17 protein-coding genes are annotated in these 16,954 nt (G+C 40.6%); 12 read left to right on the top strand and 5 right to left on the bottom strand.

Translation table 11 applies throughout. From position 1 onward, the window contains the following. Window positions 1-14: 14 nt before the first annotated feature. The gene (locus tag ACOQON_RS04225; protein WP_420577679.1) at window positions 15-1,343 is read left to right on the top strand and encodes a sensor histidine kinase; all 1,329 of its coding nucleotides are present in this window, start codon (window positions 15-17) and stop codon (window positions 1,341-1,343) included. Here the strand turns inward: ACOQON_RS04225 and ACOQON_RS04220 are convergent, their stop codons facing one another. Continuing rightward, entirely contained in the window at window positions 1,344-1,955 is a 612-nt protein-coding gene (locus ACOQON_RS04220; RefSeq protein ID WP_420577678.1) for a hypothetical protein, read from the bottom strand. A gap of 146 nt (window positions 1,956-2,101) precedes the next feature. Here ACOQON_RS04220 and ACOQON_RS04215 point away from each other — a divergent pair, with 146 nt between their 5' ends. Then, window positions 2,102-2,623: a hypothetical protein gene (locus tag ACOQON_RS04215; protein WP_420577677.1), complete on the top strand. Its 522-nt coding sequence runs from the start codon at window positions 2,102-2,104 to the stop codon at window positions 2,621-2,623. Window positions 2,624-2,625: 2 nt separating this feature from the next. Here ACOQON_RS04215 and ACOQON_RS04210 read toward each other — a convergent pair whose 3' ends face one another. Continuing rightward, window positions 2,626-3,291, bottom strand: a complete 666-nt coding sequence (locus tag ACOQON_RS04210) for an FAD-binding oxidoreductase (protein ID WP_420577676.1) — start codon at window positions 3,289-3,291, stop codon at window positions 2,626-2,628. An 81-nt stretch (window positions 3,292-3,372) separates the two neighbouring features. On the opposite strand from ACOQON_RS04210, the gene ACOQON_RS04205 reads away from it, so the two are divergent. Further along, window positions 3,373-4,068: a metallophosphoesterase gene (locus tag ACOQON_RS04205; protein ID WP_420577675.1), complete on the top strand. Its 696-nt coding sequence runs from the start codon at window positions 3,373-3,375 to the stop codon at window positions 4,066-4,068. A gap of 37 nt (window positions 4,069-4,105) precedes the next feature. Continuing rightward, window positions 4,106-4,474: a nuclear transport factor 2 family protein gene (locus ACOQON_RS04200; RefSeq protein WP_420577674.1), complete on the top strand. Its 369-nt coding sequence runs from the start codon at window positions 4,106-4,108 to the stop codon at window positions 4,472-4,474. Here ACOQON_RS04200 and ACOQON_RS04195 read toward each other — a convergent pair whose 3' ends face one another. Beyond that, window positions 4,475-5,026 carry a hypothetical protein gene (locus ACOQON_RS04195; protein ID WP_420577673.1) on the bottom strand — a complete coding sequence of 184 codons (552 nt, stop codon included), beginning with the start codon at window positions 5,024-5,026 and terminating at the stop codon, window positions 4,475-4,477. A gap of 354 nt (window positions 5,027-5,380) precedes the next feature. On the opposite strand from ACOQON_RS04195, the gene ACOQON_RS04190 reads away from it, so the two are divergent. The 3 genes from ACOQON_RS04190 to ACOQON_RS04180 are packed head-to-tail and all read left to right on the top strand — an operon-like array spanning window position 5,381 to window position 12,822. Then, window positions 5,381-9,739 (top strand): tandem-95 repeat protein, encoded by a 4,359-nt coding sequence (locus ACOQON_RS04190; RefSeq protein ID WP_420577672.1) that lies wholly within the window; start codon window positions 5,381-5,383, stop codon window positions 9,737-9,739. Next, window positions 9,739-10,653 carry a type IX secretion system membrane protein PorP/SprF gene (locus ACOQON_RS04185; RefSeq protein WP_420577671.1) on the top strand — a complete coding sequence of 305 codons (915 nt, stop codon included), beginning with the start codon at window positions 9,739-9,741 and terminating at the stop codon, window positions 10,651-10,653. The genes ACOQON_RS04190 and ACOQON_RS04185 overlap by 1 nt, the downstream gene beginning before the upstream one ends. A gap of 3 nt (window positions 10,654-10,656) precedes the next feature. Beyond that, window positions 10,657-12,822, top strand: coding sequence for a carboxypeptidase regulatory-like domain-containing protein (locus tag ACOQON_RS04180; protein ID WP_420577670.1), 2,166 nt, complete (start codon window positions 10,657-10,659; stop codon window positions 12,820-12,822). 22 nt (window positions 12,823-12,844) lie between these two features. Here ACOQON_RS04180 and ACOQON_RS04175 read toward each other — a convergent pair whose 3' ends face one another. Beyond that, on the bottom strand, window positions 12,845-13,816 hold the full coding sequence (locus ACOQON_RS04175; protein WP_420577669.1) for a GlxA family transcriptional regulator: 972 nt from the start codon (window positions 13,814-13,816) through the stop codon (window positions 12,845-12,847). Window positions 13,817-14,178: 362 nt separating this feature from the next. On the opposite strand from ACOQON_RS04175, the gene ACOQON_RS04170 reads away from it, so the two are divergent. Genes ACOQON_RS04170 through ACOQON_RS04150 form a run of 5 tightly spaced genes read left to right on the top strand, consistent with a single transcriptional unit; the run spans window position 14,179 to window position 16,222 of the window. Beyond that, window positions 14,179-14,577 (top strand): VOC family protein, encoded by a 399-nt coding sequence (locus ACOQON_RS04170; RefSeq protein ID WP_420577668.1) that lies wholly within the window; start codon window positions 14,179-14,181, stop codon window positions 14,575-14,577. A 48-nt stretch (window positions 14,578-14,625) separates the two neighbouring features. Next, window positions 14,626-15,000, top strand: a complete 375-nt coding sequence (locus ACOQON_RS04165) for a VOC family protein (RefSeq protein WP_420577667.1) — start codon at window positions 14,626-14,628, stop codon at window positions 14,998-15,000. A gap of 26 nt (window positions 15,001-15,026) precedes the next feature. After that, window positions 15,027-15,434 (top strand): VOC family protein, encoded by a 408-nt coding sequence (locus tag ACOQON_RS04160; RefSeq protein WP_420577666.1) that lies wholly within the window; start codon window positions 15,027-15,029, stop codon window positions 15,432-15,434. A 31-nt stretch (window positions 15,435-15,465) separates the two neighbouring features. Further along, a complete protein-coding gene (locus ACOQON_RS04155; protein WP_420577665.1) occupies window positions 15,466-15,840 on the top strand; it encodes a DoxX family membrane protein in 375 nt (124 codons plus the stop codon). A gap of 4 nt (window positions 15,841-15,844) precedes the next feature. Further along, the gene (locus ACOQON_RS04150) at window positions 15,845-16,222 is read left to right on the top strand and encodes a nuclear transport factor 2 family protein (protein WP_420577664.1); all 378 of its coding nucleotides are present in this window, start codon (window positions 15,845-15,847) and stop codon (window positions 16,220-16,222) included. Window positions 16,223-16,568: 346 nt separating this feature from the next. On the opposite strand, the gene ACOQON_RS04145 is transcribed toward ACOQON_RS04150, so the two are convergent. Further along, window positions 16,569-16,949, bottom strand: a complete 381-nt coding sequence (locus ACOQON_RS04145; protein WP_420577663.1) for a LytR/AlgR family response regulator transcription factor — start codon at window positions 16,947-16,949, stop codon at window positions 16,569-16,571. Window positions 16,950-16,954: the final 5 nt, after the last annotated feature.

Below are 16,954 nucleotides of genomic sequence, written 5' to 3'. Positions count from 1 at the left end.
ACTATTTTTCAATCATGAATTTCTCAAAGCTGGTCGACTTTTTCATTCACCCTCAGTACTTTGAGGATTCACTTGCTTTAAGAAAAGCCAGACTTTTTGTTCGGGCAGCCTTACTCACCAGTCTTTTTTCAAATTCATACATCTGGTTTAGTCTATTGTTTGGCTATCAGCTGGGCATATACCTGATGATCTTTAATGTAGTGGGTTTTGTCGTGTTAGCGCTCCTTGTAAAAACCCGTACTCCTCTCCTATTGATCACCAACTTGTATGTCTTTGTGGGGGCAAGTGCAGTGATTATCCTTACCTATTTTTCAGGTGGAATATGGTCCGCAGTATATCCATGGATTATATCTATTCCTGTACTGGCGCTTCTGGTTGTTAATAGAGGCTATGGTATCGCCTGGGGTATTTTGGCCTTTTTTGTTATGGTTTGGTTTGGCTGGAAAGAGTTGGAAGGGGTTGCGTTTCCTGTTCAGTATAATACCGATTTGAAGGCTGAGTGGTTTGTATCGGTTCTCCCAGGCCTGCTTCTTATCATTTTGGTTATATCGGCCGTTTTTGAGTCTACACAGACCAAGGCACTGCACAACCTTCAAATGCAAAACGAGCAACTTGAAAAGCAAAAGGAAACAATAGCCAAACAATCAGAAGAACTGGAAAAATTAATTGACGATAAAGACCATATCATACGAATTTTAGCTCACGACCTAAAAAATCCTTTGGCTAACATTACCACTATTTCTAATATCCTTAAAGAAGAGCGGGAAGTTGACCAGCAGAAGAAGTTTATCGCCATGATTGAAAAGGTATCCAATCAGGCCCAGGGATTAGTAAATAAGGTGTTAGACATGGCTGTTTTAGAACAGGGAGGCATCAAACTAAAGATGGAGAACCTTGATGCTATTGAAATAACGAAAGAGGCAGTAGAGTCAATGGACGAGATGGCCAGGAGAAAAGATATTGACCTCAATCTGAAATCTAAGGAACAAAAGCTGATGGTGAGTGCAGACAAAACCTACCTGATTTTGATTTTTGAAAACCTGATTTCCAATGCAATCAAATTTTCTCAAAGAGGTCAGAAAGTCACCATAGAAATAGTTAAAGACGCATCGAATGTTCAAGTCAAAATCATGGATGAAGGCCCGGGTATCCGGCCGGAAGAAGAAGACCAGCTTTTTGAAAAATTTTCTAAGCTTAGCGCTCGTCCCACTGAGGACGAAAGCTCATCGGGCCTGGGGCTCTCTCTTGTAAAGAAATATGCCGACCAAATGGGTGCTAAAGTGTGGTACGAGAGTACTGCATCAAAAGGAGCTACGTTTGTGGTTGAGATTTCTTTGGTCTAGCTACTCAATGAAATGCTGTTCGGTGATGTGCTTAACCGCATTGTCTATAAACTCCTTTTTAAACTTAATATTTTTAGCAGGATTTAAAATGGAGCTGGAAGCTCTCCAGATCACCGTTTCTTCGTTTTCTTCATGCTTTTCTTTCTGATTATACAAAGTTGCAATCATGAAGTATCTATCGGGTCGCTCGTAATAATTTGCATTGTAAGTGTGAAAAGACCTTCTCCTGAAATACAATTTTTTGAATTTACTGTAGTCCTCAGGCATCATGTATTCATCATCATTCTCATGAAGAATCTTAATCACCAAAACTGCATCCACATCATTCTCAACAATTAGTGTCGAAATACTGTCTTGATTGTGATCGAGCTCCGTCACTTTCTGTGGAAAAATATTCAGGCCTTTTACTGCATGAAAGCCTGATTCTTCAAGTTCTGCAACAGCTTCTTCTTCATAGAATTTTCGTGTTTCCAGATCATGCGAAAGTCCTACCACTACAAGTTTATTGAAGTGGACACTTTCATAGGGAATTCGTTTCCACTCATCATCAAAGTCTGAAGAACATGAAAGTAAAACGCATATGAGCACGAGCGGTGACAGGCGATAAATCATATGACAATAATATGAAATTATTAATATTTAATTGAATTATTAATAGATAAATTACTCCAGGAAGAACATCCACCATGTAAATTCATGCCCTCTATATCCTTTTCTGGTGAGGCTGGTTTTAGTATCTTAGGCTAAATAATGCCGCCATGAAATACTTTTTACTTACGCTTTCCCTTCTCCTCTGTGTAACTGTCTTCTCACAGAAAAAATCTGAAGTGGATATTGTTTCAATCATTGATGATCTAACTGTGCGCTGGGATGAGACGGCTATCAAAATGAAGAACTATCAGGGAATTCAGGAATTCTGTCTCACAGATGAATACCGAAAAGCAACCATCAACTTATTAGACAACATTCATCACTGGGATACTTCTCTTTACTTTATTGTCAAAGAAAAATTTGATGTAAACAAGGATAAGGAGGCCGAAGCTACTCTGAGAGACATAGAAAAACTTGAAACCGAATACTCCACTGCCAATTTCAAAAAGTTCATAACCGATGAGTGTGACATGCTCAAGATTATTCATGAAAGCTTTGATCAAGAGACGGTGAAACAATATGAAAAGGATATTCGGAAATTTGAAAAGGAGCTAGTCAAATACCTCAACAGCATCACCTATCGAATAGACATCATCGATGAACACATTCACCATTTGAATTTTGAGTAACCCTACTTTTCAAACACCAGGGCATCTGCACTGGCCCCTAGTTTCTCCAGAAATTCATTGATACTTTTTACCATCTTATCAGGCCCGCAGACATAAAAGTGCTGTGAAAAATCCGTGACATGCTTTTTTAAGAACTCCATGTCAATTCTGCCATGCTCATGACCTTCCAGTTCTTCCCTGGTCAAGACAGACATAAAATCATCTTTTAGAAGGTTTTGCAAGTCGGCTTCCAATATCACATCTTTCCCTGTTTTGTTAGAAAAAATCAACCGATTCCCAACTAATTCATTTTTCCTATCAAGATCTCTAAGAATAGAAATAAAAGGAGTTATCCCGGCTCCTCCCGCAAGGAAAGTCCCTTTGCCCCTATATTCTATGGCTCCCCATGCATCATCGATGATGAGGGAATTTCCAATCATCAACGAATCAATCTCATTGGTCACTCCATCATGATCCCGATAAGATTTGATAACGAATTCCAGATGATCATCATCCGGTAATGAAGTAAATGTAAAGGGCCGCTTTTCATCCTTCCATTCAGGCTTATTTATGGCTACTTCAGTTGCCTGTCCGGGTTTAAATTGGTAACCCTCAGGCTTTTTTGTTGTTATTCGTTTTACATCGTGAGTTAAAGAAAGAATGTCCGTTATTTCTACTGTATATGGCATCTAAATCTATTTTGTTATGTTAATAGATAAGGCAATGAGGTACCAAATTGTTTCATTTGCCGGCCTGAAATATAGATTACTATGAGTGAGAGAATCCTGGTAATGGGAGATATACATGGCAACTCAAAAGCCATGGAACAATGCCTGGATCGGTGTGAATTTGATTCTGGAAACGATACACTAATCCAGTTGGGTGATGTGTGCGACAGACATCCGGATTCTGTTCAGGTGATTGAAAAACTGCTACGAATACCTAAACTGATTGTCATACGTGGAAACCATGACCCCTGGCTGCAGTCATGGTTAAGTTCCGGAGAAACTGATCCGGTATGGTCAAGCAACGGAGGCATTGCAACGATAGAATCGTACCTCAAAATCAATGATAAGATTGATCGGTCTAGACACATAACCTTCCTTGAAAACCAAAAGAATTATTATATCGATAAAGAAAACAGACTCTTTATCCATGCAGGGTTTACCCATCCAAAAGGACCTCAACATGAAACACCCATATCAAATTGCTATTGGGATCGTCGATTTTGGAATGAAACAATGCAGGCAAGAGTAGAAGGACCAAAACCTGATCGCCTGGATTTATTCCGTGAAATATTTATCGGCCACACCCCTACGCTCAATTGGCAACAAGACACACCTATACAGGCATTTAATGTTTGGAATCTGGATACAGGTGCTGGCTGGAACGGTAAGCTCACTGTCATGGACGTTGAAACCAAAGAGTACTGGCAGTCAGACTTTGCTGGTGAACTTTATATTTAAACTCTATTTTTGGTAAGGAAAGTCAATTAATTATTCAATGTCACCGAAAGAAGTAGTCACCGAATGGGTGAAAAGATTTAATAGTGCAGATGTGGATGGAATCTCTGCTCTTTATGCCGAAGATGCAACAAATCATCAGGTAGTCATGGATCCTTTGGAGGGAAAAAAAGCCATTCGAAAAATGTTTGAAGTAGAGTTTGGTAGAGCAAACATGGTTTGCCAGATAGAGAACATTTTTGAAGATGGTGATTGGGCTATTTTGGAGTGGAGTGATCCCCTGGGATTACGTGGCTGTGGCTTCTTTCAAGTCAAAAATGATCAGATTCATTTTCAGAGGGGCTATTTTGATCAACTTTCATTTTTTAAGATTCAGGGACTTCCAATCCCTGAATCTTACCTTGGTTGATTATTTCGGCCTTTTCGAATATCCGGGTTTGGCTAATTTGGAATCCGATAGATCAAAATACGCTTTCACCTCATTATAGTCTGAGTAATCCACTCCTCCTCTGCCTCCGTACTGAGCAGGCACCACAACTACTCGTGCGATCCAATTATCCGTATATATAGCTCCTAAATCATCAAAATTTACGTTTCCATTCAGAAATACACTAGCATCATACTTAGTGAAATCATAGTTGTATTCAAGCACTCCATCGCTGAAGTACATGGTTTGTGGGAGTGATCTCCAGATTTCCATTCCATCTTCAGTCACCTCCCAAAGAAAATAAACCAACATTACGTCTGAGTCCAGCATGACAAAGTCATCCGGAAGCAATAAAAGCTGACTGTAATCTGGTGCGGTGAAACTAAATTCATATTCGAAAACATAGCTTTCTTCTCCATCCACCCCATCAATTCCATCTCTACCATCATAGCCTCTTGGCCCTCTTGGTCCTTCATCAAAATAACATCCTGATAAACCTGTTAAAAGGAGTATTAATATGTATAGCTTTTTCATAACGATTCATTTTAAGTGAAACATTTGACCCTTTGAATGGAATAAAAGGAAAAATGATGCCAGAAATATTTTCTGAAGAGACAATGAAGATAAATGCAAGTAAAATGCGGCCCAGATCACTTAAAAAGCAAATAATCTATTGAACTGCCCTTAATGAGTACGTCATTAACGAATTATTAGTAGCTGCTTCCGATCGATTATTGGAAATGTGGTTAAATAATGCGATTTTTAAGGTTGGTAATAGGCCAAACGGATATTAAAAAATTTGTCGAGAACAATTCTCTTTTTGGTCGTTATCAGCCACCCACCGTCAGTCACCACACTATTGTTTACAAAAACAATACTACTACTGCTATGTCTACACTCCGCCAATTATTTGTTTTAGGCTTCATACTAATAGTTGGATCCGCCACCGCACAGCGTGGACTTATCGTGGATCCTGCCAATAATAGCTCTGTATTAGATCCAAATGGAGATAATTATGTTTCATTGGATAACTCCGGTTTTTCCAATGATGGCTGGTACGTGGATGAATTCGAAATTCCCATGTTTCCGATCCCCGTTTTTGGAAATGGAGATACATCGAACGACACACAAGCCGGTCCGAATTGTGGCACAACTGACCTGACCGTGGACTCAACCGGTGTGTCAGCTTACGCTGCATTAGATGCAAATAATAATCTAATCATTCGAATGCGACTTGCCGATGAGCACCCAAGCGTAGAAGCTTACACTGTACTTATTGATACTGACGGGGAGATAGGAACTGGAGACCCCAACTATAATGACACGAATGCGGGGTTCGAAATTGACATCACACTCATCAAAGGCAATTCAAAGGGTATCTATGTGTATGATATTGACGGGCAAGACAGCTGTCCCAACCCGTTATTAGAATATGCCATAGCGGATAATTTTCAAGTTTCCATAGCGGATGAAGTGAGTTGTGGAGATGAAGATTATTTCTATGATTTCTATGTCCCGTTCGGTGATTTAACAACAGAATTTGGGATTACGGTAGATAGTGAGCTTCAATTCGTAGTGGTAACTAATATTTCAGGAACCTGCGCTATGGCAGGTAAGATTTCTGACATTGGCGGAGTGGACGATACGCAATATGATGGCTGTTTATCATGTGCTTTTGAAGATCTGGCCTCTAATCAATGCCCGGTTCCCTTCAGCAGCTTGACAGCAGGAGGAACTGGTTTTGCATCAGGATCAACGCCCGAACCAGAGCTTGATATTCCACTTAAGCAGGGGGATGATATTATCAATGGGTTGGCTGATCCCGCTTCTGATATTTACATAGATGTATTCACCTCTTCCTCCGTTCTTATCGAGGCATTAAGTACGTCCGTTAATACTGATAGCTCATGGAGTTTAAATCTATCCGCTCCATTGAATCAGGGAGATTCCGTTGTGGCTGTTGCTATAATACCCGGCAATTGTGACTCTCAGGCCTCCGGATCTCAAGTGAGCTTTGCGGTGGTTGTATTAAATACCATTCCTTTCATTAATGGCACAGGCGCGGACTTGAGCTATAGCGAAAACGATGGCCAAGTACCTGTCGACCCTGCTGTTACTGCCGGAGATGATGAAGATTTGGATTTTGAGGGAGCAACAATCTCAATAAGTTCCGGTTTCGAATCCGGAGAAGATGCATTGACCTTTACCGATCAACTGGGCATTACAGGAGGCTATAATTCCGGAACAGGTGTTTTAACACTATCGGGTGAAGCATCAATAAATGATTACAATACTGCTTTACAAAGCATTTCATATATAAATAACAGTGAAGACCCCATTGAATCTGCTCGCACAGTCGAGTTCATAATCAACGATGGTTCGGAAGATAGTGCTCCTTTTACTCGTGATATAATTGTTTCAAAAGTAAATGACCCTCCTGTTTTGAGTGGAACTCCCGGATCTACAGAATACACAACTGAAACTCCTGCTTTTGTCGTTAATTCAACCTTTTCTATTGCTGATGTTGACAATACCCAGATTCCTTCTGCCACTGTTCTCATCGTGCAATCAAGCTCAAATACATTCGTTGATGGTGATGAATTAACATTTTCTGCACCCGCTGGCATTGCTGGCTCATATAATAGCTCAACCGGTGTATTAAGTTTTACCGGCTCAGCTTCTCTCGCAGATTATGCTGCTGCTATCAATAGTGTCTCATATGAATATAATCCTCCGGGTGCCGCAAATGAAAGTACCAGAAGGATCACTTTTAATGTATCAGATGGTACTGCTAACAGTAACTTCATTAATCATTTTATCACTTTTAATCCAACCACAAATTTTCCTCCGGAAGTCATCGAAGTAAATGGAGAGCCTGTTGTAGGAGCAGTTGACGTAACCACCAATGAAGACTCCTCAGTAGAAGTTTGCTTAACGGTAAATGACCCTGACGGGGACTTGATAACCGTAAACATCACAACACCGCCCATTAATGGAACAACGGGAGCTATCGTTGAGTCAGATGGTACATTTTGCTTTGATTACACGCCGGATGCTGACTTTGATGGAACAGAAACCATCACACTAGAAGCCTGTGATGCACTCGGTGAGTGTAGCACCACAGATGTAACCATTAATATTGATGTCTTGCCGATCAATGACCCTCCTATCATAGCCCCATCTGCAGAAACTGTTAATGAAAAAACAACGACACAACTTTGCATTGATCCGGGAAATATTACGGATATAGAGGGGGATTCTCACGTATTTTCTTCAGGGACCTCTGCTAATGGTGGAACAGTGGCTGATGGTACAGCCAATGACTTATGCTTTAATTATACTCCACCAACCGGTTTTATTGGATCAGATGAGGTTGAGGTAACCATCTGTGATAGTGGTGATCCTTCGGTCTGCTCCACAACAACGATAGATGTTGATGTTTTAAGCGTTAATGACAGTCCGGTAATATTGGTGAACAGCGTTAGCTCCGAAACCATGACAGTTCAATCATTTGAAGATTCTGTTAAAGTTTTCTGCTTTGCGGTTATCGATGTGGATGGAGATAATGTCAATACGCTTTCTATCAATAAAATTTCAGGAAATGGAACGCTGATTGCTGATGCTACAGAGTTTTGTTATGAATACACTCCTGTTCCTGACGAAAACGGAATCCCTTCCGTGTGGGAAATAACGATTGAAGATGATGGTACTGGAAACTTAACCGATGTGGTGACAGTAACTATAAACCTGGCTGCTGTCAATGATTTCCCAACATTAGATGCTATTCCTGATCCGGCATCCATCGATGAGGATGCCTCTGAACAATCGGTAAATCTGGCCGGGATAACCGCTGGTGGTGGTGAGTCACAAACACTTGCAATATCAGCAACCTCCAGTAACACCTCATTGATCCCTGATCCAACGGTCACATATACCAGTGCTAACACATCGGGATCGCTAGCCTATACACCTGTGGCTGATCAATATGGTACCGCAACCATTACTGTAACTGCTGATGATGGACAGACAGATAATAACACAATTACACAAACATTTACAGTAGAAGTTTCGCCTGTGAATGACCCTCCGGTTATTGATGATGTAGTTTATGAGGTTGATGAGGAAGTCTCTACACAGGTGTGTGTATCAGTCTCAGATATTGAAAACGATCCTCACATGCTCAGTTCAGCGGTTATAACTTCAGATAACGCCACAATTACAGACGCTACAGCGGGCGATTTGTGTTTTGTCTATACTGGCAATGTTGATTTCGTTGGACAAGATGTGGTAGAAATAACCGTTTGCGATTCCAATGATGGATCTGTTTGCACCACCTCTACAATAACCATTGATGTTATAGATGTTAATGAACCTCCGGAAATTATCATCAACACCTTGCCTACATCCAGCTACTCAATAAATGGATCAGAGGATGTTCCGATTGAATTTAGCTTTGAAGTAACAGATCCAGAAGGTGACATAGTATCAACAACAGGCTTGAATAGCATCAGTGGAAATGGCACTCTGACTGAAATTGGAACCTTTACTTATGAGTTCACTCCTGATGAAAATTATTTCGGAAATTCCTTATGGGAAATAGAAATTTGCGATGACGGTAATCCTCAATTATGTGGTAAACTTCAGTTAACAATCATCATTGACCCGGTTAACGATGCTCCTGTTGCTACCACTGATACGCTATATGTGATACGCAAAGAGCGAGGCACTATCAATGTACTGGATAATGATATCGACATTGAAAATGACCCGTTATCACTGGAGCTGGTTCTTCAGGAAAATCCAACCGGAGGCACTGTCGATATTTCAGCAAGTGGAGAAATAACCTATACTTCTGATGTGACATTCCGTGGTGAAGATAAGCTAGTGTACACCATTACTGATGGCGGTTCACCGCCAGAATCAACTACAGGAACATTGATCATCATGGTAGACGACAACCCATTTACAGTCTATCAAACCATCTCACCCAATGGAGACGGCATGAATGACTACTGGCATATAGAGGGAATTGATTATTATCCAAATAATTCCGTTCGGATTTATGATAGGTACAATAACCTTGTCTTTGAAATGGATGGGTATAATAATTCAGACCGAGCCTGGATTGGACGTTCAAATCGGAATGGAACAAAACTACTACCGGAAGGCACCTACTTTTATCGCATCACCGCTGGCGAAAAAGGTGCTTTTGGTGGGTTTGTCGTACTTAGAGGCACAGGTAACTAATGAGAAAAACACTACTCGCCTTCGCTTTTCTTGCGTGTGGATACATAGCTGTTGCTCAACAGACAGCCAGTTTTGCACAATACATGTTCAATCCTCTTGCAATCAATCCTGCATATGCAGGTTCGCACAATCTCATTAGTGCGTCATTTATTACACGGTTTCAAAACATTGGGTTAGAAGGTGCTCCAAGCACGCAAACCTTCTCCATCCATTCGCCTTTATGGCAAAAGAATATCGCAGCAGGCGCACTTTTTATCCGGGATAAAATCGGTGTGATTAACAACACCGGTGCGCATTTTGCCGGAACATACCGTATTTTCTTCGACGAAGAGGGAGAGCATTCAATCGCGTTTGGAATGCAATTCGGGATGATCAATTACCGGGCTGATTACACTAGTCTGACAAGTCTTTCACCCGATGACCCGTACTTCAATACCAATGTTCAGCAATCCAGACCAAATATCGGATCTGGTTTTTTCTACAGAAATAAGAATTATTTCGCCGGCATTTCCATGCCGCACATGATGAATAATGTATTTGACAGAGGAGATAATTTTAGCACTGTTTTTCAGTCCATACCATTTCTAGTGCACGGGGGATATGTCTACACGATCAACCCTGTACTAAGAATCAAGCCCAATTTTCTTTTTAAAGTAACCGACGGATCCATTTCTGATATTGATCTGAACTGCAGTGTCCAGTTTGACGACTTACTCTGGGTTGGAGCATCTTATCGATTTCCAGGGGTTAACCTGCTCACTGAAATACGTCTGACTGATCAACTGCTCTTAGGATATGCATATGCCCTCGAAAAGGGCGAGTTGAGAGAGGTGGGAATCGGAACCCATGAAATACTACTCAACTTTAGATTTAAGTTCACTAAATACCGTCTGGTAAGTCCAAGATATTTCTAAAAAATGAAGAGATACGCTATTCATACCATCCTTCTTTTCAGCTTTCTGAGTGCATTTAGTCAAAGCAAAAGTGTGCTGGACCTCTTCCGGGGAGACCGGCTGGTGGCAAATCAATATTATGATCAAATGGATTATAGAAATGCCATTCATTTCTATGAAAAAGTGTTGGATAAGCAACCCGATGATGTCGAGTCTGAATATAAAATTGCAAAAAGCTACCTATACCTGAATGAACCTAATAACTCGGAAGTATGGCTGAGATCATTAATGAATGATACTGAGGCTACCCTTGAAATGAAAATCTTCTATGCAGAGGTCTTGCGCAGAAATGGAAAAATAGAACAGGCAAAAGAATGGTATGGAAAGATTCTGAATGAAGAAAATAATCCTGAAATTGAGTCAAAGCTCAATTTCCTAAACAACATCGACTTCTACCGTCGTGACTCAGCATATACCATACAGAACCTTGCTATAAACTCTGATCAGTCGGATTTTGCCTATCAGCCTTATAGGAATAGAATGATATTTCTCTCGGCAAGGCAAACAGAAAGATATGTAAAACATCAACCTGCCAATGCTATCAATGAAGATGAAGGTATGCTGAGATACTTCATTTATGATAGCAGTCAAACGTATCACCTAGTATATGACGAAGAAGTAAAGCCCTATTATCATGATGGGCCACTTTCCTTTTACGATGAAAATAATCGTGTTGCTTTTACTAGAAACAACCTGAAAGATGCATCGAATACTAACAAGGGAGTGAGTAAAGTAAACCTGAAAATATTTTTTGCTGATTGTCCTTCTGATCAATGGGGAAACATTGAAGCATTTGAACATAATAGCAATAACTACTCAGTAGGTCACCCAACCCTGTCGTCCGATGGGTCTATTATGTTTTTCTCCTCAAATATGCCCGGTGGATTTGGTGGTCCTGATTTGTACGCCACCTTTAGGGATGGAAACAAATGGTCTGCGCCTGTAAACCTGGGGCCACAGATAAATACTTCAGGCGAAGAATTATTCCCAGTTCTTTATAATGATACGACCCTTTATTACTCCTCCTCGGGATTAGGTGGTTTTGGTGGACTGGATATTTTCGAAGCAAGCTTTAGAGAAAACCGTGTGTATAACCCACGGAATATGGGTACCCCAATCAACTCGATTGCGGATGATTTTTCTATATACATGGATCCCTCTGGAAGGAAGGGATACTTCTCCTCCAACCGGGAGGGGGGTAAAGGACTTGATGACATTTACCAATTTTCTACCGTTATGTATACCGGGGTAGTGCAGGTTGTTACCAAACAAAATGGCAATCCGATCTCCGGGGCTTTTGTGAAAGTTGAATCTGCATCTGATGATGATTCCTGGTCTTCCCTGACCAATGAGGGAGGCGGTTTTCAGATCAATGTACCATATGATCAGGATTATTATGTGACCGTGAGCAAAGAAGGTCATTCCGATCTGTATAAAGAGCCATTTTCCACCAAAGGCTCTCGGATCAACTATGATACACTCGTACTCAGCCTTTGGGAGCATGATCTTTATGCCAAAGGGAAGTTGTATAGCAATGAAACCCAACAGCTTATTCAGGATGTGACAGTGGTGTTAGAAAATCTTGACAATGGAATTAAAGATTCAGTTGTGACCGCTGATGACGGAACGTACTCGTTTGTTTTGGTACCGGACAATAGATATAAAATTACAGCAAGACATGAAGGCTTTTTACCTGATGGCTTCTCTATCAATACCACAGATATTTATGATGGTGACCTGCTAAATGATATCGTTCTTGAAGAGGTTTATGTGGACAAAGTGGTCACCTACTTTGGATTCAACGAAACACAGATAGCTGATTCTGCATATACTCACCTCAATGAGATCGTTAGCACTCTAAAACGATTTCCAAAATCCATTCTAAACATTGCAGCCCATGCTGATTCCAGAGGCTCGGAAACGTACAATAAACGATTATCTGAAGGCAGGCTCAAGGAATTGGTTCAATATTTTAATCGTAAGGGGATTGCGAAGAAACGCATTCAGGGAATCGCTTTTGGTGAAGAACTGCCTCTAAATAAGTGTAGTAGTGGTGTAGAATGTGAAGAGGAAGACTATGCCAAAAACAGACGTGCCGAGCTAAAAGTACAAATGCATGCCTATCATTGATTGGTCATGTTTGCATGACCTACTATGCAACCATTTCCATGCGCGTATACTTCTCCTTATAAGCCACGGGTGTCATGCCGGTAATTCGTTTAAAGATTTCACGAAAAGCCTTTGTGTCACTGTAGCCCACTCCGAACATAACTTGTGATACGGTTTTCACCCCTTTCTCAAGCTCTGTTTTTGCAGCTTCGATTCTTACACGCTGGATATATTCAAAGATCGTATTCGTAGTAGAACTTTTGAACCTTCGCTCAAATGTACGCCTTCCCACTCCTATCTCTTCACATAGACTATTTACAGATATCTTATCCTTGAAATGGGTTTCGATATATTCCTGTGCTTTCAATACCTCATCATCCTCATGCGACTTCTGACCGGAAAACATGGCGAACGGTGATTGACTGGTTCTGTCCACGTCAATCATATATGCTTTAGCTGCTGCAATGGCTATTCCACGTCCTGCATATCTTTCAATTAGATAAATAAGCAAATTGGTAAACGCCAAAGCGCCTCCACTGGTAAATATCCGGTGTGACTCTGAAACGATTCGCTCATCCTCCAGAATTACATCCGGAAACATCTTTCGAAAATCTTCAGCTGATCCCCAGTGAGTTGAACACTTCTTACCGTTGAGAATGCCCATTGCTCCAAGAAAGAAAGATCCCACACACATGCTTACCAGATCTGCCCCACTCAGGTATTGCTTTTCCACCCATGGGACCAGCGCCGTATTTTGTTTTATAAGTTCCCTTGGTTCGCCAAACATGGCGGGAATAATCACAACATCCGTTCGATCAATATCATTAATATGGCAGTCCGTTTTGATCGTATATAAGCCTCCAACCACATGAGCTTCTTTCGATAATCCTACGATCTTAACATCAAATAAAGGAGAAGGTGAATTGTCATTTACCCATTCAAACAACTGTCTTGTGAGGTCCAGATTTGTTACGCTAAATTCTCCGTTTGGAACAACAAGTGATATATGTTTCATCTCTTATTTAATTAAAATCTTCTCTTTTTCCATTAATAATAACCCACCTCTAAATCTCCGAAACGTCGGACCGCTCCAAAGAGGAGACTTCAGCACTAGCACCTTTCTTGAGCAAATTGAGATTGGGTACGTTACAAAAAAACATTTCGATCTCCACCTCCTTAAATGCACCTAATCTCCTTAGAAAGGATACTTTCCACAGCACTAACTCCCCTCCTCGGAGGGGTCAGGGGTGGGTTCATTTCAAAAACTAAATTAGCTAAATGTCATGTCGGGATCAACCCCTCAGTTTGCCGTAATTACACTTCAAGAAAGGCGATTTGCGTATCTAGCTTTGAAGAAAGAAAATAAAAACTATCACTATGGAACAAGAACTATGGATAAACCTACCGGTAAAAGATTTAGAGAAAAGCCGTGCTTTTTTCACGTCACTGGGTTTTGAGTCTACGAGAGACTCACCCGGGATGATTGGCTATGTCATTGGAAAGGTACCAGTAATGATGGTAGAAGAAGCTCAATTGCAGCAGTACACCCAACACAAAATATCAGATACCTCCAAGGGAAGTGAATTTCTGATCTCGGTGAGTGCACCTAATCGCAGCTATGTAGATGAGATCACTGAGAAAATCAAAAATGCGGGAGGAAATGTTTATTCAGAGCCACAGGAAATACAAGGCTGGATGTACGGTATGGCCATGGTAGATCCGGACGGTCATCGGTGGAATATCATCTATATGGACTGGGAAAACATGCCAAAATAAAGCACCTTAATTGACCGTGCGCATTAGAATCAATATTAACTAGAAGTCATGCTTAAAGACACTACCATATTTAGTTCATTTACTACGGACGATATTCCGGCCTCAAAGGAATTTTATGAGGATATTTTAAACCTCAATGTGGTCGTCAATGAAATGGGAATTCTGGAAATAACCGTTGGAAATACACAGTTTGTCATTTACCCAAAAGACGATCATGCACCTGCAAAGTTTACCGTGCTCAATTTTTGGGTAGACAACATTAAGAATGCTGTGAAGGAATTGACCGATAAAGGAGTCAAGTTCGAACAATACAATGATCCAATTAAAACAGATGAGCAAGGAATCTTTTGGGGCGCACCCGGACCAAAGATTGCCTGGTTTAAGGATAACGCTGGTAATATTTTATCCTTAATCGACGAATAATTTTTTTTCACTAAATATTTAATAAAATGTCAAAACAACTATATGTAAACCTTCCGATCAAGGATCTGGAACGTTCCAAAACTTTTTTTTCGAAACTCGGCTTTACGTTCAATGAGCAGTTTTCGGATGAGACATCCACTTCAATGATTGTGGATGAAGGCATCATCTTTATGCTTTTGGAAACTGAGCGATTTCAATCTTTCATTCCACATAAAGAGGTGGCGGACACATCCAAAGCTTGCGGGGCAATCAATGCTATTCAGTTGGAAAGTAAAGATGAGGTCAATGATATGATTGGAAAAGCGGTAAATGCTGGTGCAAATGAATATAAAGAAGCTGAAGATCACGGTTTCATGTATGGCAGAAGTATCGAAGATCCGGATGGAAACTGCTGGGAGTTTTTCTGGATGGATCCAAGTCAGATGCCTGCTTAACATCATATCACAATCATAAAAACGTATTACTATGAAAAATAAAATCCTATTTGTAATCTGCCTGCTGTTTGGGCTTATGTTCATTAATGCAGGCCTGAATAAGTTCTTTAATTATATGCCTATGCCTGATGAAATGCCCGAACAGGCGATGAACATGTTTACAGCTATGATGGAGATTACCTGGTTGATGCCTCTACTTGCCATATTCGAAATCATTGGTGGGGTGCTTTTCATCCTACCTCGTTTTCGGGCACTAGGAGCGGTCATCATTACTCCCATCATGTTTGGAATCCTTGCCCATCATTTCACTCTTGGGATGGGACTACCCATTCCTTTGATTATGGGTGCTATTCTGGTATGGGTCATCATTGAAAACAAAGAGAAGTATTTACCAATGATCAAGTAATGCTATGACGAAAATTACGATTAAAGCAGATTGTGGCAATTCACCTAAGAAAGAGTTTCTGAAGGATTTCAATGTTGCCTTTGCTACCGGAAATGCGGAATTCATTATTGATAATGTGAGTGACGATATCCGCTGGTATATGTATGGAGACAGGGAATTTGAAGGCAAAGCAGATTTTGCCAAAGAAATCAATATCATGAAAGATTATGTCGCGGATGAAGTAATTGTGCATTCTATCGTGACTCATGGTGCAGAAGCTGCTTTGAACGGAGAAATAAAAATGAGTGGTAAAACGTATGCTTTCTGCGACATGTATCAATTCACCAGTGCCGGCTCTAATACCATTAAGGAAATGAGATCGTACGTTATACCAACCAGCTAATTCTTTTATGTGACTCTACTGGAGTCTCTATTAAATCAAAAAGAGGGTGTCCCAAAAGGCCATTATAGTAATCGAGACCAAATAATATTCTTTATATAGGGATGCTTTTTATTTAAACACCCCTATAATCCCCTCAAGGGGATAATTCCCCCTTCGAAGGAGGTGAGGGGGATGTAAGGTTTGACGATTTACAAAATAATATTTGCTCAAATTTTGAGCTGCTAGCCTTTTGAGACTCCCCCATTCACTAAGAAATAAACTACTAAGGTTTGCTCCTTTTCTTAAAGTTTTAAAAAAGAGTGACCCATCACTGAGCCACCCTTACTAACCACCAAAAAACACATATCTATTTCACCCACGGAATGAGCGAAAGCAACTCCTGCTTGTTATTTCTACTTATCGGGATGTGTGTATCATTGATCTGCACGTGAGAAGATGACAGGTGATCAATCTTATCCAGTCGGATGATGTATGATTTATGAACCCGATAAAAATCTGAAGAAGGAAGGACCTTCTGAAGGTTTTTCATGGTGATATGTACGGTGTGGCTTTTCTCCTTACACTTCACTTTCATGTAATCTCCATATCCCTTGATGTACTCGATGCTCTTCAATGAAATCCGCTGAATCTGCTTACCGACATTCAGGAAAATGCTCCCTTCAAATTGATCTATCCGATCTTTTATGTTTGGTGTTTCTGTTTTTAGCACTTGCATGGTGGTAGTCATTTAAG

It is taken from the genome of Ekhidna sp. (assembly GCF_965221965.1).
Classification (GTDB): domain Bacteria; phylum Bacteroidota; class Bacteroidia; order Cytophagales; family Cyclobacteriaceae; genus Ekhidna.
Note: the sequence above shows the minus strand (reverse complement) of the source record. Positions and strands in the feature narration are given on the sequence as shown.